Source organism: Bacillus sp. FJAT-50079 (assembly GCF_018343515.1).
Taxonomy (GTDB): domain Bacteria; phylum Bacillota; class Bacilli; order Bacillales; family Bacillaceae_C; genus Lederbergia.
Genome location: NZ_JAGYPD010000004.1, coordinates 180,791 through 207,667, shown reverse-complemented (window position 1 = coordinate 207,667; position 26,877 = coordinate 180,791). Strand labels below are relative to the sequence as shown.

Genomic DNA, 26,877 nt, shown 5'->3' with positions numbered 1-26,877 from the left:
CCTCCAACTACTGTAAAAATATTTACACCGTATTAAAATATTAACATGACGGTTTACATTATTCAACATATTCCGAAAATTAAATTCAAAAAAGAGTAGACATAAAAGCAAATGCTTCTATCTTCTACTCTTTCGCAAATTTATAATTTATTTATATAACGATATACGGTTGTTTCAGTCGTATTTAAAATTTTGGCAAGTTCTGTGACGGATCCTTTTATTAAAAAGGTACCCTTTTCGTCTAACATTCGAATCAATTCCATTTTCTCATGATGAGACAACCGATCCGGCGGCAAATTAAACTTGGTGAGCGCTTCTTGGATTGTATTATTCATCATGTCTTCAAACGATAGCTCAAAATTTTCAAAGATGTATTGATCTGTCTGCGCCGTTTTTTCTGAGCCACTGATGAGTCTGTTAATGATATCACGGAGTTCGATTAATTCATCTACTTTTAAATTTATCGTTAAAACTCCCATTAGCTCCCCTTCTTCGTTTTTAATAAAATGGGTTGCCGATCTTAGTTTTTTTCTCTCCGATGACAAAGCACGGTAGTTTAACAATGAATCCGTCTCATTGAAAACCTGTTCCTTAATGAATTTTCTTTCAATACTAGGAAGATCCATACCAACTTTTGTTTCATCAGTAAATGAATGTTTAACATAGACCGCCTTTTTCGTTTTCATATCATATAAAATGATTTCGGCATCAGTACCAAGAAAACGCCCGATAAAATCTATCAGTGGAATGTATGATTGAAGCTGGCTCAGAAAACCACATCCTTTGCTCATCCTGTTTTATTAATTAGACAACCTTACAACATCTCTTGCAATCATGATTTCTTCGTCCGTTGGAATCACGATTACTTTTACAGGTGAATGCGGGTAACTCAAGAACGTTTCTTCCCCGCGGATTTTATTCAGGTCTGGGTCCCAATAAACACCCATAAATTGAAGTCCTTTTAATACTTTTGCACGGATAACATCACTGTTCTCTCCGATTCCAGCTGTGAAAATAATCGCGTCAACTCCACCCATTTTCGCTGCATAAGAACCAAGATATTTGTGAATACGATCGGCAAAAATATCAAGCGCTAATTCTGCGCGATGATTTTCATTCGCTGCTTCGATTGTAATGTCACGCAAGTCACTTGAAAATCCAGAAACACCTAGCATTCCTGATTTTTTATTAAGGACATCTAAAACTTCATCCGCTGTTTTTCCTGTCTTTTCCATCAAGAACGGAATAAGGGCTGGGTCGATGTTTCCTGATCTTGTTCCCATTGTTACTCCCGCTAAAGGTGTAAAGCCCATTGACGTATCGATCGATTTTCCACCTTTAATGGCAGCAATACTAGCTCCATTTCCAAGGTGACAGGAGATAAGACGTAGTTGAGAGAGCGGTCTTCCTAGTAACTCAGCCGCACGCTCAGACACATATTTATGTGATGTGCCGTGGAATCCATATTTTCGAATGCCATATTTCTCATAATACTCGTACGGAAGACTGTATAAGTAAGAGCTATCTGGCATTGTTTGGTGAAATGCTGTATCAAATACTGCAATTTGTGGAACATTCGGCAATGCTTTGCTAAATTCCTTTATTCCAGTTATATTTGCTGGATTATGAAGTGGTGCAAGCTCAGAAAGCCCCTCAATTTGTTCCAATATTTCATCTGTGATTAATACAGATTCATCGAAAATTTCACCACCGTGAACCACTCGATGTCCTACTCCTTCAATCTCATCAAGTGATTGGATGACACCTAATGAAGTAAGACGGTTAAGCAACATCTCAACTGCTTGTTCATGGTTGGCAATATCCAATGTTTCCTTATGTCTTTCACCATTGACAGACATAACAAAAACAGAATCTAGTAAACCAATTCGCTCGATCATCCCTTTTGTGATAACCTCTTCACTCGGCATATTAAAAAGCTGGAATTTCAATGAAGAACTTCCGGCGTTAACTGCAAAAATCTTTGCCACGATTAGCACCTTCCTATTGTTTATTTTCTTTAAACCACTTTTCCATCCCATGAAGCATTGTATCAAGTGCAGCTTTGTTTGACAATTTCGGGAGGGATGCGAGTAATACTTCTTTTGGAGCCTTGCTGTCAGCTGTTTTCTTTTGAAGGATGAATATACTCTTTGCTGCTTGCTCATTAGCAAACATAGATAATGGCAATTGAATGACAGCTTGAATATGTGCTGTTTTTTGCAAATATTCATGGAGCTTTCTCGCTTCTTTAGATTCAAATAAATCATTTGGAATCAAGAAAAACAAATAACCGCCTGGCTTCGTATATTGAATGCTTTGTTCAATAAATAAATGATGGGCAAAAGCATGTCCTTCATCACTATGAAGCTGAAAAGATGCCGCCTGTTCATCATTTGGATAATAGCCTACAGGCAAGTCACAAACGACCGCATCAACGGGATCGATGAATAACGGTCCAAGCCCATCTTGATGAAAAAGTTCAATATGCTGTTTTTGCAAGCTTGCACCTACGTAGGCGAGCTTCACTAGCAGATCATCCACATCGACACCATATGCTTGAATATGCTCCGATTCACCGTGGCGATTGAAGATCGTTGATAATAAATTGCCTGTTCCAACAGCCGGATCTAGTATGGTCAACTGATCACGTTCGCCTAAAAATTTCCCCGTCAAATAACTAATGATGTATCCAATTGAATCAGGTGTCATTTGATGATTCGCTTGTACATGACCCTTCATTCCTTTTAAAATTGCCATTTGATACGCTTTGCGAATATCCTCGGCGTCAAAGGCGTCTAAAGAGATCTCATCGTATTTCTTTTGAAGTCGACGCTTAGTCACTTCACTTATTTCTTCTTGTAAAACCGTTACTTGAAAAAGGTTTTCGCCCGTTTCGGCTAGAGCCTCTAAATATGTACATTCAAGTTCTTCTTGTAAGATGGATGCTGTTTCATCAAATACGGAAAATAAACTTTCCATGGGGGTTAATTTCATGATCTTGCCTCCTCGTTCGCATCAATCTATATTTTAACGCTCTGACCGTGCGAAAAACAAGGATTAAGCCCTATTTTGAAAGAGGTTTGAATTGAGGGAAAATTGCCTCGGAATCAGTTTCCGAGGCAAAGTTGATTATTTCGCTTGTTTTGCTGCTTCTAACGCTTTTTCATAATCTGGGTGGTTCGTCACTTCAGACACGTATTCCACATGAACAATTTTGTTATCACTATCCACAACAAAAACACTGCGAGATAATAAGCGTAGCTCTTGGATAACGACTCCATATGCTTCACCAAAGGATAGGTCACGATGGTCTGAGAAAATTCTCGCTTGTTCTAAGCCCTTTTCATTCGCCCAACGCGCTTGCGCAAATGGAAGATCCACAGAAATTGTTAGTACGGATACATTATCAAGATTAGCTACTTCATCGTTGAAGCGTTTTGTTTGAACAGCACACACACCTGTATCCACAGACGGAACAACACTAATGATGCGCACTCCGTTAAAGTCACTTAATTTTACTTCTTGTAAATCATTTGTAAGGACCGTAAAATCTGGTGCACTATCACCTACTTTTACTTCATTTCCCACTAATGTAACTGGATTTTCTTTAAATGTAACAGATGCCATCTCCAACCATTCCTCCTTTTATGTACTATACCTCTCTATCATTACCGATTTTTCCCATACATGCAAGCGTAAACAACTAAATCTCGCAAAGGGGTGCGAGATTTTTAAATATCGTAATCGATTGTACTTTCTTTTTTTATTTCCTTTTCCACTTCTTCATGTTTAGAGTGATTCGTCATTTGTTGAATTTTCTCAATCGTGCTCGGAGCGAGGTCGATCAGTTTTTCAATTAATTGCGGTTTTTGCTCAAGATGGAGCATATTTACACCATGCTTATTTACAATTAAAAATGCAATCGGCGTAATCGAAACACCACCACCGCTTCCGCCTCCGAACGGAAATGCTTGACTATCCCCGTCAGAGCTCGCGTTGAATTCACTTCCTCCCATCGCAAAGCCAAATCCAACCTTAGATACGGTTAAAATGACACCTCCGTCAGGGGTTTCAACTGGATCACCGACGATTGTATTTACATCAATCATCTCTTTTAAATTTTCCATCGCCGTTGTCATCACATCTTTAATCGGATGATGGTCAGCCATCTAAACTCCTCCTATCAGCCGCATGAACGCGGGATGTATGTGCTTTTTGTGTTTTCTTCCATAATCGATACAGCTTCCAAGCCGTCAATATAGCATCCCCCGCTTTAAAAGAGATCATACATTGCAAATGCATCCGCCATGTATATTCGTGAACATTTTGCACGACATCTACGTCTGGCTTGCTTTTCCAACGCATATGCGTTTTTAAGAAAGTGAGCACGATCCCCTTCAATGAATAGATCATTCCAGCAGCAATTGCTGTTGCGTGGGCGTCACCGAGTCCAATCATCGTTTTCCAAGTAAATACGCGCCTGCGGGTTTTTAAAAAAAATCGATCTACTTGACGAATCATCGGCTTTACATCACAGTACTTTTGTTTCAGATTGTCTAATCGCTGATCTAATGAAATATCTTTCCTTTCAGGGATATTCAGCAAATCGAGTTCTCTTTTTATACGAATCAAATGAAAGAAAGTACTTATTTTTATTTTTACATGTGTGTTTTTTAACGTAATCGTTATATGTATTCTCAAGAAATACAAGAAAATAAGGGCGACTGCAACAATAAGGATGATGACGGGAAAAAGCATATGATCCCTCCAACATGTTAGTATGCCCCGCTGAAAATAAAATAAACCCGCTTAAATTAAGCGGGTGTGTTGTATCGTTCTTTATCTTTCATGAACAACCGTTGTATCGGCAAATAAATCATGCAGCGCTTGTTTTTTCGGTGTAAAAGCAGCAATGATGTATAAAAATTGCAATGTTGCCGAAATATAGCGGCCGACTCCTTCTCTGAAAATGATCGTACTCCATGAAAGTTTATTGGCTTGCAAGGAAACAACCTTGAGACCGAAGACCATTTTTCCGAGTGTTTGGCTAAAATATTTCGTCATGAGAATAAAATACAAATAAAAAATCAAGCCCGCTGCAATTCCGTAAGCAGATATGATCCCTGCTTTTGATAATGAAATATCAAATGCCCGAAATATCGGTTTAACGAGCAGGCCATTTAAACTAAAGATGATGATTAAATCAAGTAAGTATGCCCAAAACCGCATCCAAAAACCTGCATACCGCTGTTCCGGTACTTCTGTGTGGATTGCCTGTGGCTCTATTCGTTCTTGATGATTTTCCTCCATAGTCATTCAACCTCCTTCTGATCATCATTCAGAGTATAAATACATAAGCCTTGGCGCATTTGGTTTTGATAGAAGGTGTAAAATCCCTGACATCTCTGCCTGCTTACCGGCGATTTTTTGAGCCGTTAGCCCAAGCAATGATCCAAGTCCACCAAGATTGGATGTGTAGCGAATGACTTCTGCATCCTCTAATTGATGATCTGCTTTCAACTGACTAATCACATCTTCCTCATAACCAAAATCGTCGATAAGATCAACTTCCTTTGCCTGCCTGCCGTCATACACTCTGCCGTCCGCAAGCTCTCTTACTCTTTCTTCCGTCAATCCCCGACCTTCGGCAATGATACGAACGAATTCATTATAGGAATTATCGAGCATCGATTGTAAAATATCTCTTTCATCATCCGTCATCTCGCGGTATTGGCTCATAATGTCTTTATAAGGTCCACTTTTAATCGTCATAAAGTCGACTCCATACATTTCCGCAAGCTCACCGATGTTCACACCTTGCATAATAACCCCGAGTGAACCTGTTAATGTTTCAGGACTTGCGAAAATTTTATCAGCTGGAGCGGAAATATAATAACCGCCTGATGCCGCCATCGCTCCCATCGACACATAGACTGGCTTTTTCGTTTCTTCTCTAATTTGCACGATTTTTTGATGGATTTCTGCTGATTCATTCGTACCGCCGCCTGGTGAGTTCACTCGAAGAACGATCGCTTTGACGTTTTTATCATCCTTCACTTGATTCAGCTGTTTCATAAAATCGCGATGTAAATAGCCGCTAGAAAAAATTGAAGCTGTATCACCTGTATCTTGAATAACCCCGTTCACTTCAAGAACAGCGATTTTTTTCAATGGATTACCAACTTCAATCGTTTCCTCAGCAAACGTATTACCAGACATAAAATTCCCTTCAAACGCCTTTGAAAAATCAGTAAACAAAAAGGTGCTTGCTGCATTAACAATGGATGATACAAATAATACTCCTGCTGCGATCGCTAATGCCGCCCAACGTTTTCCATTCATATAAAATCTCCTCCCTACACATGTACATACGTGTCATTCTTTTAAAAAGTTTCAATCTCATGTTAAAATGAAAGACATGTTCATTATTGTAACAAATATATAGGATTTTTTCCGAGGAGGACTTTTAAATGACACAACGCAAAAACATTTTCTTTTTTCATAAAAACGATTCGGTCGTGAATGATAAAATTATCGCATTACATGAACTTGCAGAAAGACATGATTTCACGATTGTGAAAAAACACGAAGAGGCAAATATTATTGCTAGCATTGGTGGAGATGGCACATTTTTGCAAGCAGTAAGAAAAACAGGGTTTAGACAAGATTGCTTATACGCGGGCATTGCTGAAGATGGTACAAAAGGACTTTACTGTGACTTCCACATCGATGACCTCCATTCAATCGTAGATGCTATGACGATGGAACAAATCGAAGTAAGACGTTACCCAATTATTAAAGTCGATGTTGATGAGGAAGGATCTTTTTACTGCTTAAACGAATTCACGATCCGTTCTGGAATCATTAAAACACTCGTTATGGATGTGTTTATCGATGATTTACATTTCGAAACGTTCCGCGGTGATGGCATGGTCATCTCAACACCGACAGGAAGCACAGCCTATAATAAGTCGATTAAAGGGGCGGTTGTTGACCCACTTCTTCCTTGTATGCAAGTAAGTGAAATGGCTTCACTAAACAATAATTTATATCGCACACTTGGCTCTTCCTTTATTTTAGGGGATGACCGTAAGCTTCTTCTAAAAGTCGTTCAAGACGGAAATGACTATCCTACAATGGGAATGGATAACGAAGCATTAAGCGTCCAACAAGTAGAAAAAGTAGAAATCCAATTAACAGATAAACGAATTAAAACAGTTAAACTCAAAAACAACTCGTTCTGGGAGAAAGTAAAAAGAACGTTTTTATAAGAAGAAGAAAACGAGCACCTCAATCAATGAGATGCTCGTTTTTGTTTTAGCGATTTTAAACTTTTTCCCTTTGTCGCTCCTTTGACCGCCGCAAATGTTACGAGGGCAAGGGCACCCCAAATGAGAGAGAAAGCGAGGATTTGTGTTGACTCAAAGGGCTCTTTATAAAGAACAACTCCGATAATAAGCATAATGGTTGGAGCTAAATATTGTATAAACCCTGCTAAATAGAGGGGAATTCTTAGCACCCCTTTGGCAAAATATAAAAGTGGTATGGCCGTGGCCGCTCCGGATCCGATTAAAAGTAATATCGTGTGAAGTGAACCCGAAAACAGAGCAGATTCTCCTTTGATCATGCCGTATATCATATAAATAAAGGCAAGCGGCATAATAAACATTGTTTCTAGTGTTAAACCAATTCCAGAATCTACTTTTACCATTTTTTTCACTAAGCCATAGAAACCAAATGAAAGGGCAAGGAAAAAAGCAATGAACGGAAATTGTCCATATGAAATGGTTAAAACGAGAACACCGGCTAATGCGAAAAAGAAGGAGACAATTTGAATCCGTAATAATTTTTCTTTTAAAACGATGACACCTAGTAAAATGCTTACTAGCGGATTAATATAATACCCAAGGGACGCCTCTACGATTCTCCCTTCATTCACTGCCCAAATATAAATAAACCAGTTACAGCTAATCAAAATCGAAGCCCCTGCAAGGGCAAAAAACGTTTTGGGCTGTTTTACAATCATGCGTAAACTTGTTACAAAACTACTCCATTTCTTTCCGATGAAAAGAACGAGTATCATGAAGCAAAACGACCAAAAGATCCGATTTGCTAATATCTCTTCAGCTGTTACATGCCCAAGAAACTTCCAATAAATCGGCAAAAATCCCCATACGAGATAGGCGATTACCGTATAAACTATTCCGAGCTGTTCGTTTTTTCCCATCATTAAAACTCCCCAATAAAACAAAGCCACCTTCTTACGATTGTCGTTGAAGGGGCTTTGTTCTTCTAATAAACAATATTATAAAATTTTATCATAGTTTTTATTTTTTATAAACGGGTTAGTTTCTCTCTAACTCACGCTTCCTTAATTCCACACGCATAATTTTCCCAGAAACAGTTTTCGGTAATTCATCGACGAATTCAATTTTCCGCGGGTATTTGTATGGAGCAGTAATTTCTTTTACGTGATTTTGCAAAATGGAAATTAGGTTAGGTTCATTTTCATCGATGTTGTCTTTTAGGATAATGAATGCTTTAACAACATTTCCTCTTATTTCATCAGGACTTGCTACAACCGCACATTCCTTTACGTATGGGTGCTTAACGAGCGCATCCTCTACTTCGAATGGTCCAATTGTATAACCCGAGCTTACAATGATATCGTCTCCTCGACCTTCAAACCAAAAATATCCATCTTCATCTTTTCTTGCTTTGTCGCCGGTAATATAATATTCGCCTCTAAATTGCATCGCTGTTCGTTCCGGCTCCTTGTAATAATGTTTGAATAAGGCAGGTGTTTCCACGTGAACGGCAATATCACCGATTTCGCCGACCTTACACGGGTGCCCAAATTCATCAATAATTTCTACTTTATTACCAGGTGTAGGTTTTCCCATTGACCCTGGTCTTAACTCCATCTCTTTCGTAATCCCAACAAGTAATGTATTTTCGGTTTGTCCATAACCATCGCGTACATCCACTTGAAAATAATGGCGAAATGTATCAATCACTTCACGATTTAATGGTTCTCCAGCTGAGACTGCACTGTGTAAATGAGAAAGATTAAATTCATTTAAATTATCTACTTTCGCCATAAGGCGATATTCGGTCGGTGTACAGCATAATACATTAATATTATATTTTTCAAGCAGCGATAAATATTTTAACGGATCAAATTTTCCATGATAAACGAATCCTGTTGCGCCCATTCCAAGCACAGATAATAAGGGACTCCATACCCATTTTTGCCATCCAGGACTTGCCGTAGCCCAAACGGTATCGCCTTCTTGGATACTTAACCAATTTGGTGCTGCTGTTCTCAAGTGAGCGTAACCCCAACCATGTGTGTGGACGACTGCTTTTGGATTGCCCGTGGTGCCCGATGTGTAGGATAAAAACGCAGTGTCTGTGCTAACTGTTTTAATAGCTGCATAATCATGTGATGCTTTTTCCATTTCTTCATCAAGGTACGTCCAGCCACTTACATTTTTACCGATGACAAACTTTTTCACATCGTCAATATTTTCTACCTGATCAAATTGATCAACATATGGGAAATAATTCACAATTGCCTTTACATCACCATGATCAACTCGATATTGCAAGTCTGCTGGTTTCAACATTTCGGAGCTTGGAATGAGTACGAGTCCTGCTTTTAATGCTGCGGTATATACTTGATACGCCTCGATAAGTCTAGGAACCATAATGAGAATGGCATCGCCTTTTTGTAAACCAGCTGCTGTAAATACGTTAGCGATTTTATTCGCCGCATTCATCAGCTTTTTATATGTAATCTCTTTTGTCTCCCCTTGATCATTTTCCCACTTCAAAGCAACTCGATTCGAATCAGCTGCAAACCTTTCAAATTCCTCGGTAATATTATACATTTCAGGCGCAAGTAAATCTTCTCGTTTCATCGTTGCCCCTCCTTCTTTTTTACTTATTCCTATTATACAGAATGATGCTCATAATTAATATTCAAGACTACTAGTTTCCGAGACAAAAAAAGACAATTCATCATTATTACACTGCAAAGAAGCGGGATTGCTCCCGCTTCTATATCCATTGAATATACGAATGTTAGTGTGCGCGGCCACCAAGTTGTTGTTCAGCCATTTGAACAAGGCGTTTGGTGATTTCTCCACCTACTGAACCGTTTGCACGTGAAGTTGTCTCTGCTCCCAATTGAACACCGAATTCTGTTGCGATTTCGTATTTCATTTGGTCTAGAGCCTGTTGTACTCCTGGTACTAGAAGTTGATTGCTATTGCTGTTGTTTGGCATGTGTTTTCACCTCCTTGTATGGATAGATTGTGCGAAAACACATGCCATCATTCAATATTTTTTTGGTAACATTACCATTTTTTTCTTAAAACAAATCATCCATTTCATCTTTTTTCTGGCCATTAACAACAACAGCTTCGGTTTTTTCAATTGCTTCAGCTACAAGTGGTGCCCAATCAAATTTGTTTTCAAACATTTCCATTTTATCTACTCGTGGTTTCGTTGTTGGCGCTGGCGGAGTAAAGATCGTACAACAATCTTCATAAGGCCGATTTGAAATTTCCATCGTGTCTAGTGTTTCAGCAATAGAAATAATTTCAAGTTTATCCATTGTAATTAGCGGGCGTATAATTGGCGTATTCGTCACATCATTAATCGTAAACATACTATTCATCGTTTGACTTGCCACTTGTCCCAAACTTTCCCCAGTGACAATCGCGAGCGCTTTTCGCTGTTCCCTAATTTCATCCGCGATCCGCAGCATCATTCTTCTTGTCGCTGTCATCGTATAGGCGGCAGGAATCTCTTTATGAATCGTTTCCTGTATAGCCGTAAATGGTACCATATGAATTCTTACTTTTCCTGTATATTGGGCAAGCTTATCCGCAAGATCGATTACTTTTTGTTTTGCTCGTTCATTCGTAAATGGTGGGCTGTGAAAATGAACAGCCTCAATTTCGACGCCACGTTTCATCGTTAAATATCCGGCAACTGGACTATCGATTCCCCCAGATAACATGAGAATCGCTTTTCCAGATGAACCTGCCGGGAACCCGCCTATTCCTTGAATGACTTCTCCGGAAATATAAGCAGCATCATGACGAATTTCAACGATCAAATTCACGTCCGGTTTTTTTACATCTACTTTAATATCGTCCATATGGATTAAAATATGCGCACCAACCGCATGATTTAAGCCGTTTGTGTCATAGGCAAAATTTTTATCCGATCTACGTGCGGATATTTTAAACGTATTACCTGGAACATGGGCTTTTTTCATAATCTGCAAAGCCGCCTCACGAATTTTTTCTATCTCTTTTTCTGTTTTAATCGCTGGACTAAACGATTGAATACCGAATACTTTCTTCAATTCCTCCATGACCGGCTCTGCTCGTTCGCCGTTTAGCAAAACATACATGCGATCCCATTCAGATTCAATTTGTACATTCGGAAAATCTTGTAGCATTCTCTTTATGCTTTTTCTTAATTTTGTTACAAAATGTTTTCTATTTCGCCCTTTTAAGGACATTTCTCCATATCTAATTAAAATTCGATCATAATTCATTATTTTCGCCTCATTACATGATTTAATCTTTGCAATACTTGATCCAGCCGCTCAATGAATTGCTTCGCTTCCTCAAGCGTATTTTCATATGAAAGGCTGATGCGAACTGCACTTTCTGCTATTTGATCAGAAACACCAATCGCTGTCAACGTTTTACTCGGGCGTTGATCTTTTGATGAACATGCGCTTGTCGTTGAAATAATGATTCCTTCTTCTTCAAGTGCGTGAACGAGTACTTCTCCTTTTATACGCTGCACAGAAAAATTAATAATATGTGGAGCAGCATCCATCGGTGTATGAACGATTATCTCTTGATTTTGCTTCAGTTCATCATATAGACAATTCCTAATTAATTCTAAATTATCCATTTCATGAACACGCTTTTCTTCCGTTAAACGTAACGCACGTGCCATCGCAACGATCCCAGCAACATTTTCCGTTCCGCTTCGCATCTTTCCTTCTTGATTTCCTCCACCAAGAAGTGGATTGATTTTCACACCTTCGCGAATATAAAGAAAGCCTGTCCCTTTTAAGCCGTGGAATTTATGGGCGGAAACACTGCATAGGTCAATCGCTGCCTCTTGAAAATCGAGGTTTATTTTCCCGGCTCCTTGAACATGATCAACATGAAAAAGTACTTTTGAATATTGCTTTAACATATTACCAATCGTTTGGATCGGTTGAACCGAGCCAATTTCATTATTTACATGCATGACGGATACGAGAATTGTTTGATCCGTAAGAGCAGCTTCGATATCAGCCACCGACACTCTTCCTTGCTGATCGACTGGAACATACGTAACCTCGAATCCTTGTTCCCTCAGCTGTTCCAACGATTCAATCACAGACGGGTGCTCAATTACAGTAGAAATAATATGATTTCCACGTCCTTTATGCATCATTGCCGCACCCTTAATCGCCATATTATTTGCTTCTGTTCCACCAGATGTAAAATAAATTTCCGCTGGTTTGGCATTGCATAGGTTCGCGATTTGCTCTCGAGCTCGTGTAAGTAGTTGCTCAGATTTCCCGCCAAAATTATGCAAGGATGACGGATTGCCAAAAAACTGGCGATTTACTTTTACATATGTGTCCAATACATCATCATATGGTTTTGTCGTTGCACTATTATCAAAATAGATCAAAATAAACACCTTCTACATTATCTATTCACAAAATAAAAAGGTTGGAGAGATTTTGTGGGCACTGAAAAAGTCATCTTAATAATACTGTTGCTTTCCGCCTGCGGAAAGCAAGTACCTGGAACGGAAATCAACACTCATATTAGAATAGGTATAACATTTTTGAAGAGACTAATGTTTTTCGGCGCCCTCGAAATTTGATACGTCTTTCTCTCTCGGCTTTTCAAATACGCTTTAAATAAAATTCTAATGCCAATTGTATATGTTATCATATCTGTCTTTCCAAAGAAATAAAAACATGGCGATGCAAACATGCACCACCATGATCGATTATACGTGTATTTTTTCATTCATAATTTCTTCGATTCGCTTTAACGCACCAGGCTCTACTTGCTCAACAGCCGTTGCTGCTTGCTCAAGCGCTGATTTATATTCATAATTGCGAAAAGCTTGTTCTGCCTCTTCAAGCTTTGCTCTCAATTCTGGATTGCGTGCACGATAACGATTTCCATATTGAATGACTTTTTCCGCAAGCCTTGAATTTTCAATATGCTCATCTGTCCGGGTATATAGATGCTCCACCGTATCGATCGCTTCGTATAAAAACTTTTGGACCGATTTCATATTTAATGGTTTTTCATTCAGACTTTTGTACACATCATCGATATTTTCTTCTGCTTGTTCATACAACGATTCAAAATCAGCTGGAAGCCCTGGCATCTTGCTCTTTCGAACCATCCGAATAATTTCGTTGATTCTTCTTTGCAAGCCTTCTAATTTTTCTCTCGCTTCTAATTCATCTTTTCGTAAACTTTGCAAGCGCTCGGTAAACTCTGCCTGTTGAACTTGCATTGCCTCTAGTTGCTTTTCAATTTCTTTTAATTCCTCGCTTAAAACCGAATATGCGGAACGCTCCTCTGACATTCTTGCCTTTAATAATTCATAGCGTTGTGTCAATTGGGCAAGCGTTTTTTCAAATGATTTCGGAGCTTCCAGATCATCCTCTAACAAATGATAACTATTTTTCACTTCATTTGTTTCTGTTACGATTCCAAGATTCACTTCTTTTAATTGCTCTAAAATCATTCCCGCCTTCTCATTTTCCTTTACGAGATAATGTTTTTCCAATACTTCCTTCTCTAGTACATCGTAAAGTGAATCGAGCTTTTCAGTCATTTCCCCAAGACCATTTTCAACTTCGCCTACCTCGGCATTTTGCAGAAACTCACGATACGCCTCAAGCTGTTTTTCAATCTTTTCTACCTGTGTTTCAATTTGTAAATGGTCTAATATAAATCCCGCTTGCTTCATTTCTTCATAGCCATCTTGCAATTCATTTATTTGCGCGGGGATGATTGTTTGACATTCTGTTAAAAGATCAGGGATTTTCTCCATCTTCCCTGTCAGTTGGTCCATTTGTTCACCCAGTGTAAGGACAATTTCGCGCGCTTTTAAATAGTCCCCTTGATTTGTTAATTCATCAAATGCTTCAATATTTGTAGAAGTTTCCTCTAAAAGCCCATCTAGCTTCTTCGTTGCTATTCCAAAACTATGGCGATGAGCGAGTAGATTCTTTTTTGCAATTTTATATTTTTCTAAGATATCTTCCATTTCCAATCGGCTTTTCTCTTCACTTCCAACAAGCTCCGTCAATTGATCAAGGATCTGTTCGATTTGTTCACCAATTTCCTCAAGAAGACGTTCAATTTTTTCATGTACTGCTTTCGCCTGATTGAAGCGATATTTATCAGTCATTTCCTCTGCATCAAATAGCCATTCATCAATCGTCGGCAGCTTCTCAGTCACAATCTCATCCCAAGATTTACGCCAGCCTTCAAATAATTTTTCTGCTTCTCCTGTCATATTCAGTTGTTTCATCTTTGCCAACTCTTCAATCACAGGGCGATGCATTAGTTCCATCTTCTTCGCTTCTAGTCGATCAACCTCTTTATAATACCGTTTTCTTAGTATGTATCCAGCTACAATTATAATAAGTATAAGAACAATCGTTGCAATCACGATTTCCACGCCGTATTTCATTATTAGCCCCCTGTTCAACCCAATTCATTTCAGCCATATATGTGAATTTATTATCATTAAAGTTATGTTCTTCTATGATAACATGAGAACGACATTTTTTGACTATTAAAAGCATTTATTTCTTATTTTTCTTTTAGAAAAAGAATAACATCTGTAAATGACCGATTTTCTTTTTGAAATTTGAGGAAAAAAGGAATGTTGAACCAACTTTTCGATTTTCGCCCGCAAAAAAACACACCTCCAAAAGTTGAAGTGTGCTTCCCTTTAAATCGTATATGAAATCGGCATCGCGCTGATATGATTGGGTCGAACATACCCATCTAGCATCACATCAAGCCACTTTTGAATGACTTGAAAATATTTATCTGTATAATATTGCTCATGTGGGCGCATACTCCATACTTCCATTACGTATTGACTGTTTAAGTATGGCATCATTAGCATACCTTTTAGCTGAATAACAAGCATATCGACCATGACCGTTGTCCTTTGTTCCTTCAATGCTGCTTGAATTAATTTCTTCAAATAAAAACGCTCTTTCATTAAATAGGAGGCGATGATTTCTCGAGTTAATTGTGAGTCAATTGAAATTTCTCTCCATACGAACCGGGTAAGCAAATGATTTTCCATTTGAAATTGTATGATTTTTTTTAATGCTCTACTCAGACAGATGTGTGCGTTATCCATCTTCATCTTTCCACTTTCTTCTTCAAGACAAGCGACATAGGGATCAAAGAAGCGAACGAGACAAGCTTCAAGCAGCCCTTGCTTCCCTTGGAAATAATACGATATATTCGCCGCATTCACATTTGCCCTTTTTGCGATGTCTCGAATGGTTGTCCCTTGGAAACTCTTCGTATTAAAAAGCTCAATCGCCGCCTCAATGATTACATCCTTCGTCGTAGCTTGAACAGTCATAGGCTCCTCCTACTCATGTCTTGAATATTTTGAAATGATATGCAAAAATAAAACATACTACTATATGACTTCTCTCTATGATCAACAATTCCTTTGAATAGTTCTCGACAGTTTCATTCAAAGTTTGTCATATATTGTTTATTTTTGAAAAAGAAAGGTAGGAAGATCAATGTTTGAAGTGAAGCAGTACAGTGAAGACCGAGTAAAAAGCTATGAGTTAGTCATACAACAACTACGCGCCTTGCTTGATGGAGAAACAAATCAAATTGCTAATTTAAGCAATGCCTCTGCATTACTTGGCCAGTTTTTAGATCGAATTAATTGGGTCGGCTTCTACTTAATCGAAGAGGGAGAACTTGTACTCGGACCTTTCCAAGGTTTGCCGGCTTGTGTAAGGATTCCCTTAGGAAGAGGTGTTTGTGGAACTTCGGCCGCTCAAAAAGAAACGATCGTTGTTCCTGATGTTCATGCTTTTCCAGGGCATATTGCATGCGATGCTGCTTCCCAGTCGGAAATTGTTATCCCATTAACAAAAGATGGAAATGTCATCGGCGTTTTGGATATTGACAGCCCAGAAAAAGATCGCTTTGATGAAATCGATAAAGAATATCTCGAAAAGTTCACAGAAGCTTTGCTTGCTTATCTTTAATTTAAAAGGAGGCCGCTTGAATCAAGCGGCCTCCTTTTAAATGATGCCTTAACGTCTAAATTTGCCAAGCGGCGAACTTAGATTGTCTTCCTAAGCTCCTCTAATAGATCTGTGAGATTCACCGAAGGCTTCGCTTGAATTAGAAAATCTTTGTACCGAAAGCGAATCGTTAGGGACAGGAAGTTGAATTAAAAGCCACTTGCGGGTACCTCTGCTAATTCGAATTACAATTGTTTAATCGCAATTTGATTTTTCCCGCCACGCTTAGCTTCATAGAGTGCAGTATCTGCGCGGTTAAATAAGTTTTTCACTTCATCTTCTTGCTCGTACTTCCAGCTTGAAATACCACAAGAAATTGTCACTTTTGGGGATGTTTCTTTAGGGACATATTCTCTCAATCTTCGCGCAACAGCAATCCCATCTTCCAACGACACCCCTGGCAAATATATGGCTAGTTCTTCACCGCCCCAACGCGCTCCGATATCTGTGCTTCTTAAGTGTTTTCTAATCGATTCCGCTACTTGTATTAACACTTCATCGCCAATCTGGTGTCCATATGTATCATTAACGGCTTTAAAGTCGTCTAAATCTACTAATATAAACGTACCTTCTTGGTCAATTTTCATCGAGCGCTTAATCGCTTCATCCAAATAATTTCTTGCATATAACTGAGTTAATTGATCCGTAATGACCATTCGTTGAAGTTCTTCTCTCAAGATTGAATTTGTTACAGCTAAAGTTGAACGCTGAATAAATAATTGGAAAAGCTTGTACGTATCGAATGTAAAACAATAAGGCTTATCACCTAACGCAATAACAATTCCTTTCATTGCTTCTCCTTCAATCATCGGGACAACCATAGCTGTCGCGTATGGGCATATAGTCCCAGCCATTGATTGATGAATGTTCCCAATAAATAAAGCCTCTTTCGTTTCATTTACTTTATGAAATATTTGCTGAATAAATGGCGTTGCCGATTGTTCGAAAAAATAACTAGAGCTCTCTTTTAAAATATCCGGTTCATTATCAACTTTAAATACAAAGCCAATTGCGGAGGCTGAAAAAGAATTTAAAATTTGATCATACACGTATTCCAATGTTTCTTTTACAGTGGCTCGTGAATTTAACTCATATGAAGTTTCGTTGATAAACTTTAAATCTTCAATCAATTTCCGAGATTGTTGATATAACTTAGCATTCTCCAATGCTCCACCCGCTGTATTCGCCACTAACTTTATGAAATCAATTTCTCCCTCTGTTAAAGGAAAGCTGTGATCCGCCTGCACTTGAAGCACACCATAAACAGCCTGCCTCCCATTTAATGGCGCATATAATAGCTGTGCCCCATTTATATCATTGATTTCAACTGTTCCATTCACATATGCGGAAATTGCAGCAGTATTCTCAGAATGGTACTTTAATTCTTTTATGGGCAATTGCGCAGTGGCCTCACTATCATTGGACATAAGTAAATGATAGTCATATTGAGGAAAAACTTTATGGAGGGTCTCTATGACTTCTGTAAGTATACTCGTTGTTTCCATTGTCGCATGAAACTTTTCCGTCACTCGGAATAACTCTTTATACTTATTGCCTTCTTGCTGCTCGTTATTTAATATGAAAGTTGAGTTATTTTTGCTCACAATCATCACCCGCCACTAAATGATAAAAAAAGCTATCCTATTTATATAATGACCTTTTTCCCATTAATCATATCATGAATAGATCTTTTAACCTAGAGCAAAACAACATTTTCCATTCTTAACAATGCTTGACTTCTCCTTTTATTCATCATATAATGGTCGTTGTGTAAAATAATGCAGCCTGGATGAATACTTGGTGTCTGTATTTTGTTCCTCTTTCTGAGGTGCATCGCGTAACCCGCCGCTGCTAGGGCGAGGGTGCATGAAAACAAAATATTCATCAAAGTGAATTCATATCGGTTTTTATTTTACAAAAATAAAAACAAAGGAGGAGACTTATATGTCTCGTTATACAGGTCCAGCTTGGAAAATTTCCCGTCGTTTGGGTATTTCTTTAAGCGGTACAGGTAAGGAATTAGAAAAGCGCCCTTACGCGCCAGGACAACATGGTCCAAACCAACGTAAAAAACACTCAGAATATGGATTGCAGTTACAAGAGAAACAAAAACTTCGCCATATGTACGGAGTGAACGAACGTCAATTTAAAAACTTGTTCGTAAGAGCTGGTAGAATGAAAGGGAAACACGGTGAAAACTTCATGATCCTTTTGGAGCAACGCCTTGATAACCTTGTATACCGTCTAGGTCTTGCACGCACTCGTCGCCAAGCGCGTCAGCTTGTAAACCACGGTCATATTCTAGTTGACGGACGTCGCGTTGATATTCCTTCATTCCGCGTAGCAGCTGGTCAAACGATCGGTGTTCGTGAAAAATCACGCAACCTTGCTATCATCAAAGAATCCGTTGAAGCAACAAACTTTATTCCTGAATACGTAACATTTGATGCTGACAAGCTTGAAGGTACATTCACACGTCTTCCAGAGCGTTCTGAATTACCATCAGAAATTAACGAAGCGTTTATCGTTGAGTTCTACTCACGTTAATAAGTTTGCTTTAATTAACAAAACCCCAAACCTTTACTATATAAAAGGTTTGGGGCTTTTTCAACGTAAAATTTGGGCACCTTTCAGGAAAAAGCTATCAAATGCATAATTCTTTCCTGACCCTCCTCATTAGTACAGGATAATGTTAGGGTCCTTCCCAACCGATCCCCTTTCCACCACCACTTTTTAAAAATGATACCATCCCAACTATTACCCATACATCCACCATTTAACTACATAAAATAATGAAATGCTACAGTTAGGAAGTGAGAAAATGCCAACAAAAAGGAAAAGTCGTATGAAAGTTGACCCATCCAATCCCGATACAATCCCGAAGTTCGTGGATGAACTTCCCATACCACTGGCGGCTGAACCGAGGGCAATGATTAAAGGTAGTCGATATTACGAAATTTCAATGAGACAGGTAAAACACAAATATCATCAACATTTTCCAGCGACAACGATATGGGGATACGATGGGATGCAACCCGGTCCGACGATAAAGGTCAAACAAAATGAAAAAATTTATGTGAAATGGAAAAATAAGCTCCCCAGTAAACACCTTTTGCCCATTGATCGAACGCTTCATGGATCTGCCGGCCCCCCTGACGTTCGAACAGTCGTTCATTTGCACGGTGCGAATGTAAATTGGGAAAGTGATGGACATCCTGATGCATGGTTTTCAAGGGATTTTGAAGAGACGGGAGCAAAATTTAACCGGAAAGTGTATGAATACACGAACAGGCAAATGGGAGCAACTCTCTGGTATCACGATCACGCCGTCGGCATTACGAGACTCAATATGTACACGGGTTTAGCAGGTTTTTACTTAATTGAGGACGCTGCGGAAAAGCACTTAAAATTACCAAAGGGGCATTACGATATACCATTAATGATTCAGGATCGATCTTTTAATTCAGACGGCTCTTTATATTACCCGGAAAACACCGACCCGCCGGCACCTGTAAATCCTTCTGTCCAACCATTTTTTATTGGAAACACGATAGCGGTTAACGGAAAGCTCTGGCCAAAATTAAAAGTGGAGCCCCGCAAATATCGTTTTCGCATATTAAACGCCTCCAACACAAATGCCTATACGTTAAGGCTTGGAGACGGACGTACCTTTTATCAAATTGCGACAGACGGAGGTTTACTGACAGAACCTGTTGAATTGACAACCATTCCTCTGGAACCAGCCGAACGCACTGAAGTGATCATTGATTTTTCAAAACTAAAAGGGAAAAGATTAATATTGCAAAATACAAATGATGAAGGAAATACAGGGGTTATTATGAGATTTGATGTCTCGCTGCCTTTGAATGGAAAAGATACGAGTAAAATCCCCGCAAAACTCATTCCGGATGAGAAGACATTGGATGAACATAATGCCAATAAAACTCGATTATTAAAGCTAGATGCGATGACTGATGAGTATGGCAGACCTATGCTTTTGCTTGATGACCGAATGTGGCATGACCCTGTTACCGAAAAACCGATAATCGGCGATACAGAAGTTTGGAAACTAATCAATGTCACAAACTTTCCCCATCCGATTCACATCCATCTGATTCAATTCAAAATTTTACATCGAACACCATTTAACTTGGAAAGATTCAATCAGGATGGCTATATTGAGTATACTGGCCCTGCTACCCGGCCCGAAATTCACGAAAGAGGTTGGAAAGACACGGTAAAAGCTGAGCCTGGAATGGTAACAAGCGTCATCATGCAATTTAAGGAAAACCCCGGCGAATACGTCTGGCATTGCCATATACTGGAGCACGAGGACTATGATATGATGCGTCCGATGAGAGTGGTTGAGAAAGAAGATAGCGAAGATGAAATATAAGGTTGGGCATACTTTAGTGTGTTTCGTATAGGGGATAATTCCAGGAGTGATCTTCGATTTACTCATACAGAAATCGTTCATTCTTTAAATGAGTTATGACGACTACATTTACCAGATTGGACGATTTTTATGTGCGTGTTTTTCGCTAGAATCAATGAATATTTAATGAATGTTTTAGGCAATAATAGCAATCCATGTATGGAAACTTAGAAATATCTTGATTAAAAAAAGAGTGATCAAAATGGAGAAAAATGAAAAAAAATTCTTTGACACTCGCTGGTAGAACGTATGAAGTTCAGGATTATAATCGGAAAGATACTTTGTCATCAGGACTTGCAACTACTCACGAGCAAGTTTCCGAAGTTTATATGGAAGGTGAAATTAAAGCGGTTGTTGACGATGTTAATGGATCAGATATTGAATTAAATAAGAAGGATCAGAAGTAATTGATATATCCAAATTCGATCTAAAAGGTAACACAAAAGTTTTTATCGGTAAGTAACATGTTTTTCAGATGGGAATTCCCCCTAGTTTGTTGCTGAATACGTAACTTTTTTGAAGGTACATTCACACGTCTTTCAGAGCGTTCTGAATTACATCAGAAATTAACGAAGCGTTTATCGTTGAGTTCTTCCTCACGTTAATAAGATTGCTTTGTCTTTTAAAAGCCCCAATACCTTATTAAATCAAGGTTTTGGGGCTTTATTAAATAATTGAATAGGATTTTAAATTTCACCTTGAATTAAGATACCTCTTATGATTACTTCTCCAAATGATAGATTAGTTGTACAACACCAGAAGAAAACTTTCTTGACCTTACCATTTTTAGATTTACTCTCTGTTTAATGTCAGTAAATAAAGGCTTTCCTTCCCCTAAAATAACAGGATGAACAGATAATCTAAATTCGTCAACAAGCCCTAAATTGATGAATGTTGTAATAAGACTTGCCCCACCATATAGCCAGATATCTTTACCAGGCTTATCTTTTAATTTATTTACTTCTTCAAGAATATTGTCATTTATGTATATTGCTTTATTGTCGATCCCTTTTTTCGTATTAGAAAACACATATTTTTCTTTACTATGAACGATTTCCCACATGTCTTTTTCAGTACCGGAATCTCCATTTTCCGGAGTATATTCTCCCCATAAATCGTAGCTTTTTCTTCCATATAAAATAGTATCAATTTGGTTTAAGAAATCGATAAATCCCATCTCAGAGTCCAGGATGCACCAATCAACTTCTCCTTTTGAACCTTCAATGAATCCATCTAAAGTAACTGCTAGATCTAGAATTATTTTTCTCGGTCTTTCATTATTGGACATTGTTTTTTCTCCCTTACGTGTATATTTTTCACGTGGCTTATTACTGTTGATCAACTTTCCTATAATAATCCCTCAACTTCATTAATACCTACCCAATACACAAGAAGAAGCCTCACGTGCCCTTTCAATCACTTTAATAAAGTTAATCTTAAGTAACCATTTCTTTATCAATGATTTTATTACTATATTCAATTTCTCGATGTACCTTCTTTATAAAATGATTTTCTATTTACACTCAATACTGCAATTGAAAAAATAATAGCTGATAATAACATCAAAAATGCCAACACAACAATCGTTAACCTCAAGGAAAGCAGATCGGCTGTCACACCAATCGCTAAAATAAAAACAACTTGGACGGCACTTTGGATCAGTTGAAAAATGCTCGTTACCCTTCCCATCACATTGATAGGTACATTATTTTGGTAAAAGGTCATGATTCCTGCATTTAAGAACGTATTAAAAAACCCTAAAATAATAAATCCAACGACAATTGACATAAAAGACCAAGAAAATGCGTAAATAACATATCCGATTGTCATCATAATCAGACCGATCACAATCATATAACGAATCGATAATTTATTTGAAAAAAACGATAATAAACCAGCACCGATGACAGAGCCAATTCCTGTGATACTAATTAATAAACTGTAATCAAATTCAGAAAGGCCGATCACTTGTTGTGTGAAAACAACTTCTTGTGCATCCATGGCAAAGGAAAAAATCATGAGCAATATAAAACCGAGGTAAATAAATGACACATATTTATTGTTTCTTATAAACTTTTGGACAACCGTAAAGTCACGAATCACTTGGGAAATAGTCAATGCTGGTATTATTTCTTTATCAATGCTTTCTTTTTCAGGAAGAAATAATAATAATATGGCTGAAATGAGAAAGAATATGGCATTTAACCATAGCGTTGCTTCAATAGAGGTGAGTAAGATAAGTGAGCCCGCAATTGCGGGACCGACGATAAATGCCCCAGAATCTGCAAAGGCGCGGATGGAATTGAAGCGCCTTCTCTTTTCTATTGGAACAAGAATTGTAACATATGTCATTGATGATGGATTAAAAAACGCTTTTGCGCCACTTAAAACAATGAGAATCATATAAATTACGATTATGTTTGGTGCAAATGGAATAAAGAATATGAACACTGCTCTTAGTATGTACGTTACTACCATTATTCTTCTTTTACTTCGGTAATCAATAAAGCTCCCTGTCCAAAACTTCGTTACAATATTTGTTAACGGTCCAATTATCCAAAGACCTGCTACTGCCGCCGCTGATTCCGTAAGTTGATACACAATAATGTTAATTGCAACTAAGTAAATAAAATCTCCAATACTTGAAATCCCAATTGATGAGAGCAATATTGCTGGGTCTTTCCAGTCTTTTAAGTTTTTCATCATAGGAAAAACCTCCAAACCTTCATTCTTTGATCATACGATAGTAGTTCTTTCATACATCAAGCATTACCTGCTAAGACACATATTGTTCATATCTCATTCACAAAAAGTTCCTCTATTTATATCTAATAAACGCATTCGATACTTAATCTTTTTCAATTTTTAAAAGTGCGTCGATAAAGATTGTTTTGAGACTTTCCGTTATTGTGATTGGCCGCTTTTTCAAATAACCTTACTCTTCATCGTTGTCACTGATCGGTACTTTCTTCCCTTTTAACCTCCTAAAAGATTGCTATACTGAATACGATAGAGAAATAGACTAATTTTACCTTTTATCCAAATACGAAGGAGGGGATAAAATGGGGGAATACCTTATTCGTTATTTCATATTTTTTTGCGTGATTGCGTTATTTGTCTTTATATCAGTAATGGCACGGAAGTTTCCAATTGTTGGAGCCCTTTTCTCTTTATTACGAAAGCTGCTCATCTTGTTGATTACGATTATTTTTATTGGGGTCTTTATTTTTTCCTTAAGTTTTCTTGCTTGTATTGGGATTGGCTTGGCTGCTTTTTTCCTTGAGGAAAATCTTTTTGTCTATGCAGGTGAACGTATCAATCCTTTCGATACTGATCATAGTCCAGCAGTCATTAAACTATCTGCTACATATGCTATATTATATTTCTTTGCTTATATCGCCTGTATTCTTTTGTATTCACGTGTTCGTGTACATCAATGGTTCGTAACAGCACTTGCTACGATCACTGCAACTTTTATCGTCGTACTGATCTATCCAATGATCATTCACAGCTTATTTTCTGATCTTACCGTTTCGATTAAAGGGGCACTTTTCCTCGTTATAACTATTTTTCTCACCATTCTTGGGCATAGGCGAAAGCAGGATGAAGATACAAATGTCAACACGCCTATACTTAATGTTTTATCTCAACTTATTCCATTTCTCCCAAAAAGGAAAAAGTCGGTCAACAATAATAGACCACAAAGCTTCTGAGATTCTCGCTTCTAATAGATATTTCAAAATCAATACAGCCCTTTCTCAAAATGGATGAGAAAGGGCTGTATTTTCCATTATACATAGGTTACAAATTCACCAATTGGTTTACGATAACCTCTTAGCCTTCGACTGCTTTCTTTTTCCTTACCTATTGTGATCATTAAAACAACTTCACGGCTAGTAGGTATATTTAATAACGTACGTATTTGCTCTTGGTCAAATCCAATCATTGGGCACGTATCCCACCCACGATTTTTCGCTGCCAACATAAATAACATAGCAGATAGAGAGCCATTACGGATTGCATCTTCCTTTTGAAATTCTTCCCCACGCTCTTCGTAGAATTCGTAATTTTCATCGATCATTTTTCTTAATTCAAATTCTGTTAACACTCCTAGATGCAACATTCCTTGATGTAGTCTTTCAGTTTGTTCGTATGCTTGCCGATCTGCTGTAACCAAGATGACAGCAGAGGAGGAATGTATTTTATATTGACCGTAAGCTGCTTCACGAACTTTTCCCTTCATTTCTTCATCCAAAACAACTACGTATTCCGTCGGTTGTAAATTGAATGAAGATGGTGCAAGCTTTACGTCATTGAAGATCAAATTTAAATCCTCAGGAGTGATTTTGACATCCTTTAAAAAGTTATTTGCCGAGCGACGCTTTTCAATTATCTTTGTAAATTCCATTTTCCAATCCCCCATCCAACCGATCATTTACTTAAAAATCATATTCCGCATCTTTTGCCTGCCGAATCTTAACATATGCATCTACAAGCAGCGCGGTATCGTCTACTAAGCGTTCGATTCTAAACAGAATATCATCATTTACGATTTCTTTCCGGTAAAAATCTTTTTCTTCTATAAATACATACGTTGGGACAATATGAGCCTTCATATAAGCTAATATTGGCTTTAGCTGCTGCTCAGCCATTAAATAATGCTTCGCTGTTCCAGCTGTCACAACCATACTTACTACCTTATCCCGGAAAGCATTAACGGGTAACAAGTCAAAAATATTTTTTAATGTAGCAGGAATAGATGCTTGAAATACAGGAGTCCCGATAATAATCGCGTCCGCTCCCATGATTGTCTCTGTTACATACTTTGTATCACCATCATATTCCCAATAATTGCGTCCATCGCTAAAGACGATTTCATACTCAGCTAAATCTAGCAATATAATCTCTGCATCTGGATATTTTTCTCGAGCTTTATTAAGTGTGTAATCCATCGCTATTCTTGTTTTGGATCCAACATTTGAGCCTGCGATTCCTACAATTTTCATCTTACTTACCCCTCGTATATTTCTTAATTGCCGGCATAATATCCGTAGCAATTAACTCAATATTTTTCGCGATTTTATCAAAAGGTACGCCACCAAAATCAATTTGAGCCATAAAACGTTGGTGACCGTATAGTTCATATTGATAAATCATCTTTTCAATAATTTGTTGTGGACTGCCAATCATTAACGCATCTCGATGATCTGTCGCTTGTGCAAATTGTTGTTTTGGATAGCCGCCGCCTCTTAACGCCAGCATACCGGCATTCAAGTGTGGGTAAAATTCTTTAAGTGCATCTTGAGTCGTATCTGCTGTATAAAATAAACTTGTCGTTGCGATTGGTAACGTTGCAGGATCAAAGCCGCTACGCTCCGCTGCCTCACGATACGCATCAACTGAGACTTTAAAGTTGATGGCGGGACCACCTAGCGTTGTCAGCATCATTGGTACTCCTGCATAACCAGCTTTTATAGCACTAGCAGGCGGTCCACCGACTGCACGCCAAATCGGCAAATGTCCATTTAAGGGTTGCGGGAGAATCATTGCATTATTTAGTGGTGCGCGGTATTGACCTTCCCATGTTATCTTATCTTCATTATTTAATTTCAGAAGAAGCTCCATTTTTTCTTCAAATAATTCCTCATAGTCACGGACATTGTATCCGAGCAAATCGTATGCCCCTGTACGTGAACCGCGTCCAGCGACAATTTCTGCTCGTCCTTTTGAAATTAAATCAATGGTAGCAAAGTCTTCATACACACGAACAGGGTCTGATACACTTAATACCGTTGCTGAGCTGGCGATTTTAATATTTTTTGTCGCCTGTGCAATCGCCCCTAAAATAACCGTATGTGCCTGTGTTGCAAAATGCGTTTGATGACTTTCACCGACCGCAAACACATCGATCCCCGCCTCATCCGCAAGCTTACTTGCATCGATTAATTCTTGAACTCGCTGCTGTGCACTAATCATATCACCTGTATGCGGGTTAAATAGGTGATCTCCAATCGAATATAAGCCAAACTCAATCCCTTCGCTTGGATCGATACGATATTTCTCCATGTTCATACTCTCC

At 38.3% G+C, this 26,877-nt stretch carries 27 protein-coding genes and 1 pseudogene; 7 read left to right on the top strand and 21 right to left on the bottom strand.

Translation table 11 applies throughout. From position 1 onward, the window contains the following. Positions 1-140: 140 nt before the first annotated feature. The 8 genes from KHA95_RS11925 to sppA all read right to left on the bottom strand — a co-directional run bounded on the left by KHA95_RS11925 (position 141) and on the right by sppA (position 6,342). The gene (locus tag KHA95_RS11925) at positions 141-791 is read right to left on the bottom strand and encodes a helix-turn-helix transcriptional regulator (protein WP_213137728.1); all 651 of its coding nucleotides are present in this window, start codon (positions 789-791) and stop codon (positions 141-143) included. A gap of 9 nt (positions 792-800) precedes the next feature. Continuing rightward, positions 801-1,988 (bottom strand): acetate kinase, encoded by a 1,188-nt coding sequence (locus KHA95_RS11920; RefSeq protein WP_213137727.1) that lies wholly within the window; start codon positions 1,986-1,988, stop codon positions 801-803. 13 nt (positions 1,989-2,001) lie between these two features. After that, entirely contained in the window at positions 2,002-2,994 is a 993-nt protein-coding gene (locus tag KHA95_RS11915) for a class I SAM-dependent methyltransferase (protein WP_213137726.1), read from the bottom strand. 135 nt (positions 2,995-3,129) lie between these two features. Beyond that, the gene (gene tpx / locus KHA95_RS11910) at positions 3,130-3,627 is read right to left on the bottom strand and encodes a thiol peroxidase (protein WP_213137725.1); all 498 of its coding nucleotides are present in this window, start codon (positions 3,625-3,627) and stop codon (positions 3,130-3,132) included. Positions 3,628-3,731: 104 nt separating this feature from the next. Further along, positions 3,732-4,169: a GerW family sporulation protein gene (gene ytfJ, locus KHA95_RS11905; protein WP_213137724.1), complete on the bottom strand. Its 438-nt coding sequence runs from the start codon at positions 4,167-4,169 to the stop codon at positions 3,732-3,734. Next, positions 4,162-4,758, bottom strand: a complete 597-nt coding sequence (locus KHA95_RS11900; RefSeq protein WP_213137723.1) for a DUF2953 domain-containing protein — start codon at positions 4,756-4,758, stop codon at positions 4,162-4,164. Before KHA95_RS11900 ends, ytfJ begins: the two co-directional genes overlap by 8 nt. Before the next feature lie 81 nt (positions 4,759-4,839). Then, positions 4,840-5,316: an RDD family protein gene (locus KHA95_RS11895; RefSeq protein WP_213137722.1), complete on the bottom strand. Its 477-nt coding sequence runs from the start codon at positions 5,314-5,316 to the stop codon at positions 4,840-4,842. 18 nt (positions 5,317-5,334) lie between these two features. Further along, positions 5,335-6,342: a signal peptide peptidase SppA gene (gene sppA, locus KHA95_RS11890; RefSeq protein ID WP_213137721.1), complete on the bottom strand. Its 1,008-nt coding sequence runs from the start codon at positions 6,340-6,342 to the stop codon at positions 5,335-5,337. Between the two features lie 128 nt (positions 6,343-6,470). Between sppA and KHA95_RS11885 the strand changes: the two genes are divergently transcribed. After that, on the top strand, positions 6,471-7,271 hold the full coding sequence (locus KHA95_RS11885; protein WP_213137720.1) for an NAD kinase: 801 nt from the start codon (positions 6,471-6,473) through the stop codon (positions 7,269-7,271). 23 nt (positions 7,272-7,294) lie between these two features. On the opposite strand, the gene rarD is transcribed toward KHA95_RS11885, so the two are convergent. The 7 genes from rarD to refZ all read right to left on the bottom strand — a co-directional run bounded on the left by rarD (position 7,295) and on the right by refZ (position 15,675). After that, a complete protein-coding gene (gene rarD / locus KHA95_RS11880) occupies positions 7,295-8,227 on the bottom strand; it encodes an EamA family transporter RarD (protein ID WP_349305472.1) in 933 nt (310 codons plus the stop codon). Between the two features lie 118 nt (positions 8,228-8,345). Then, positions 8,346-9,923, bottom strand: coding sequence for an acyl-CoA synthetase MbcS (gene mbcS, locus KHA95_RS11875; RefSeq protein ID WP_213137718.1), 1,578 nt, complete (start codon positions 9,921-9,923; stop codon positions 8,346-8,348). A 163-nt stretch (positions 9,924-10,086) separates the two neighbouring features. Next, positions 10,087-10,290: an alpha/beta-type small acid-soluble spore protein gene (locus KHA95_RS11870; RefSeq protein ID WP_213137717.1), complete on the bottom strand. Its 204-nt coding sequence runs from the start codon at positions 10,288-10,290 to the stop codon at positions 10,087-10,089. An 85-nt stretch (positions 10,291-10,375) separates the two neighbouring features. Beyond that, positions 10,376-11,575, bottom strand: coding sequence for a tRNA uracil 4-sulfurtransferase ThiI (gene thiI, locus KHA95_RS11865; protein WP_213137716.1), 1,200 nt, complete (start codon positions 11,573-11,575; stop codon positions 10,376-10,378). Beyond that, a complete protein-coding gene (locus tag KHA95_RS11860) occupies positions 11,575-12,720 on the bottom strand; it encodes a cysteine desulfurase family protein (protein ID WP_213137715.1) in 1,146 nt (381 codons plus the stop codon). The genes thiI and KHA95_RS11860 overlap by 1 nt, the downstream gene beginning before the upstream one ends. A 327-nt stretch (positions 12,721-13,047) precedes the next feature. Then, positions 13,048-14,757: a septation ring formation regulator EzrA gene (gene ezrA / locus KHA95_RS11855; protein ID WP_213137714.1), complete on the bottom strand. Its 1,710-nt coding sequence runs from the start codon at positions 14,755-14,757 to the stop codon at positions 13,048-13,050. A gap of 264 nt (positions 14,758-15,021) precedes the next feature. After that, positions 15,022-15,675 (bottom strand): forespore capture DNA-binding protein RefZ, encoded by a 654-nt coding sequence (refZ, locus tag KHA95_RS11850; protein WP_213137713.1) that lies wholly within the window; start codon positions 15,673-15,675, stop codon positions 15,022-15,024. A gap of 169 nt (positions 15,676-15,844) precedes the next feature. Here refZ and KHA95_RS11845 point away from each other — a divergent pair, with 169 nt between their 5' ends. Further along, on the top strand, positions 15,845-16,324 hold the full coding sequence (locus KHA95_RS11845; protein ID WP_213137712.1) for a GAF domain-containing protein: 480 nt from the start codon (positions 15,845-15,847) through the stop codon (positions 16,322-16,324). A gap of 224 nt (positions 16,325-16,548) precedes the next feature. Here KHA95_RS11845 and KHA95_RS23270 read toward each other — a convergent pair whose 3' ends face one another. Continuing rightward, complete coding sequence (locus tag KHA95_RS23270; protein ID WP_213137711.1) at positions 16,549-17,967, bottom strand: sensor domain-containing diguanylate cyclase; 1,419 nt, start codon at positions 17,965-17,967, stop codon at positions 16,549-16,551. Positions 17,968-18,307: 340 nt separating this feature from the next. Between KHA95_RS23270 and rpsD the strand changes: the two genes are divergently transcribed. From rpsD to KHA95_RS23380, 4 genes and pseudogenes are all read left to right on the top strand, one after another. After that, positions 18,308-18,910, top strand: a complete 603-nt coding sequence (gene rpsD / locus KHA95_RS11835; protein WP_213137710.1) for a 30S ribosomal protein S4 — start codon at positions 18,308-18,310, stop codon at positions 18,908-18,910. Between the two features lie 274 nt (positions 18,911-19,184). Beyond that, on the top strand, positions 19,185-20,759 hold the full coding sequence (locus tag KHA95_RS11830) for a multicopper oxidase family protein (protein WP_213137709.1): 1,575 nt from the start codon (positions 19,185-19,187) through the stop codon (positions 20,757-20,759). A 251-nt stretch (positions 20,760-21,010) separates the two neighbouring features. After that, complete coding sequence (locus tag KHA95_RS11825) at positions 21,011-21,205, top strand: YozQ family protein (RefSeq protein ID WP_213137708.1); 195 nt, start codon at positions 21,011-21,013, stop codon at positions 21,203-21,205. Positions 21,206-21,316: 111 nt separating this feature from the next. Continuing rightward, positions 21,317-21,444 (top strand): annotated as a pseudogene (locus KHA95_RS23380) (hypothetical protein); the annotation flags it as partial. Positions 21,445-21,519: 75 nt separating this feature from the next. Here the strand turns inward: KHA95_RS23380 and KHA95_RS11820 are convergent. Together KHA95_RS11820 and KHA95_RS11815 are read right to left on the bottom strand one after the other, a co-directional pair. After that, on the bottom strand, positions 21,520-22,086 hold the full coding sequence (locus KHA95_RS11820) for a dihydrofolate reductase family protein (protein ID WP_213137707.1): 567 nt from the start codon (positions 22,084-22,086) through the stop codon (positions 21,520-21,522). Between the two features lie 188 nt (positions 22,087-22,274). Then, positions 22,275-23,504: an MFS transporter gene (locus KHA95_RS11815; RefSeq protein WP_213137706.1), complete on the bottom strand. Its 1,230-nt coding sequence runs from the start codon at positions 23,502-23,504 to the stop codon at positions 22,275-22,277. 356 nt (positions 23,505-23,860) lie between these two features. Between KHA95_RS11815 and KHA95_RS11810 the strand changes: the two genes are divergently transcribed. Continuing rightward, entirely contained in the window at positions 23,861-24,511 is a 651-nt protein-coding gene (locus tag KHA95_RS11810) for a hypothetical protein (protein ID WP_213137705.1), read from the top strand. Positions 24,512-24,588: 77 nt separating this feature from the next. On the opposite strand, the gene KHA95_RS11805 is transcribed toward KHA95_RS11810, so the two are convergent. Genes KHA95_RS11805 through KHA95_RS11795 form a run of 3 tightly spaced genes read right to left on the bottom strand, consistent with a single transcriptional unit; the run spans position 24,589 to position 26,864 of the window. After that, positions 24,589-25,206 (bottom strand): nitroreductase family protein, encoded by a 618-nt coding sequence (locus tag KHA95_RS11805; RefSeq protein ID WP_213137704.1) that lies wholly within the window; start codon positions 25,204-25,206, stop codon positions 24,589-24,591. 31 nt (positions 25,207-25,237) lie between these two features. Beyond that, positions 25,238-25,804: an NADPH-dependent FMN reductase gene (locus tag KHA95_RS11800; protein WP_213137703.1), complete on the bottom strand. Its 567-nt coding sequence runs from the start codon at positions 25,802-25,804 to the stop codon at positions 25,238-25,240. Position 25,805: 1 nt separating this feature from the next. Next, the gene (locus KHA95_RS11795; protein WP_213137702.1) at positions 25,806-26,864 is read right to left on the bottom strand and encodes an LLM class flavin-dependent oxidoreductase; all 1,059 of its coding nucleotides are present in this window, start codon (positions 26,862-26,864) and stop codon (positions 25,806-25,808) included. Between the last annotated feature and the right edge of the window lie 13 nt (positions 26,865-26,877).

Excerpts from the sequence above, each read along its gene's own strand:
- tpx (WP_213137725.1), bottom strand. The coding sequence starts at position 3,627 with ATGGCATCTGTTACATTTAAAGAAAATCCAGTTACATTAGTGGGAAAT.
- KHA95_RS11825 (WP_213137708.1), top strand. The coding sequence starts at position 21,011 with ATGAAAAAAAATTCTTTGACACTCGCTGGTAGAACGTATGAAGTTCAG.
- KHA95_RS11815 (WP_213137706.1), bottom strand. The coding sequence starts at position 23,504 with ATGATGAAAAACTTAAAAGACTGGAAAGACCCAGCAATATTGCTCTCA.
- KHA95_RS11925 (WP_213137728.1), bottom strand. The coding sequence starts at position 791 with ATGAGCAAAGGATGTGGTTTTCTGAGCCAGCTTCAATCATACATTCCA.
- rarD (WP_349305472.1), bottom strand. The coding sequence starts at position 8,227 with ATGGGAAAAAACGAACAGCTCGGAATAGTTTATACGGTAATCGCCTAT.
- sppA (WP_213137721.1), bottom strand. The coding sequence starts at position 6,342 with ATGAATGGAAAACGTTGGGCGGCATTAGCGATCGCAGCAGGAGTATTA.
- KHA95_RS11805 (WP_213137704.1), bottom strand. The coding sequence starts at position 25,206 with ATGGAATTTACAAAGATAATTGAAAAGCGTCGCTCGGCAAATAACTTT.
- KHA95_RS11845 (WP_213137712.1), top strand. The coding sequence starts at position 15,845 with ATGTTTGAAGTGAAGCAGTACAGTGAAGACCGAGTAAAAAGCTATGAG.
- KHA95_RS11870 (WP_213137717.1), bottom strand. The coding sequence starts at position 10,290 with ATGCCAAACAACAGCAATAGCAATCAACTTCTAGTACCAGGAGTACAA.
- thiI (WP_213137716.1), bottom strand. The coding sequence starts at position 11,575 with ATGAATTATGATCGAATTTTAATTAGATATGGAGAAATGTCCTTAAAA.
- KHA95_RS11795 (WP_213137702.1), bottom strand. The coding sequence starts at position 26,864 with ATGGAGAAATATCGTATCGATCCAAGCGAAGGGATTGAGTTTGGCTTA.
- rpsD (WP_213137710.1), top strand. The coding sequence starts at position 18,308 with ATGTCTCGTTATACAGGTCCAGCTTGGAAAATTTCCCGTCGTTTGGGT.
- ezrA (WP_213137714.1), bottom strand. The coding sequence starts at position 14,757 with ATGAAATACGGCGTGGAAATCGTGATTGCAACGATTGTTCTTATACTT.
- refZ (WP_213137713.1), bottom strand. The coding sequence starts at position 15,675 with ATGACTGTTCAAGCTACGACGAAGGATGTAATCATTGAGGCGGCGATT.
- KHA95_RS11915 (WP_213137726.1), bottom strand. The coding sequence starts at position 2,994 with ATGAAATTAACCCCCATGGAAAGTTTATTTTCCGTATTTGATGAAACA.
- KHA95_RS11820 (WP_213137707.1), bottom strand. The coding sequence starts at position 22,086 with ATGTCCAATAATGAAAGACCGAGAAAAATAATTCTAGATCTAGCAGTT.
- KHA95_RS11810 (WP_213137705.1), top strand. The coding sequence starts at position 23,861 with ATGGGGGAATACCTTATTCGTTATTTCATATTTTTTTGCGTGATTGCG.
- KHA95_RS11895 (WP_213137722.1), bottom strand. The coding sequence starts at position 5,316 with ATGACTATGGAGGAAAATCATCAAGAACGAATAGAGCCACAGGCAATC.
- ytfJ (WP_213137724.1), bottom strand. The coding sequence starts at position 4,169 with ATGGCTGACCATCATCCGATTAAAGATGTGATGACAACGGCGATGGAA.
- KHA95_RS11900 (WP_213137723.1), bottom strand. The coding sequence starts at position 4,758 with ATGCTTTTTCCCGTCATCATCCTTATTGTTGCAGTCGCCCTTATTTTC.
- mbcS (WP_213137718.1), bottom strand. The coding sequence starts at position 9,923 with ATGAAACGAGAAGATTTACTTGCGCCTGAAATGTATAATATTACCGAG.
- KHA95_RS11800 (WP_213137703.1), bottom strand. The coding sequence starts at position 25,804 with ATGAAAATTGTAGGAATCGCAGGCTCAAATGTTGGATCCAAAACAAGA.
- KHA95_RS11830 (WP_213137709.1), top strand. The coding sequence starts at position 19,185 with ATGCCAACAAAAAGGAAAAGTCGTATGAAAGTTGACCCATCCAATCCC.
- KHA95_RS11885 (WP_213137720.1), top strand. The coding sequence starts at position 6,471 with ATGACACAACGCAAAAACATTTTCTTTTTTCATAAAAACGATTCGGTC.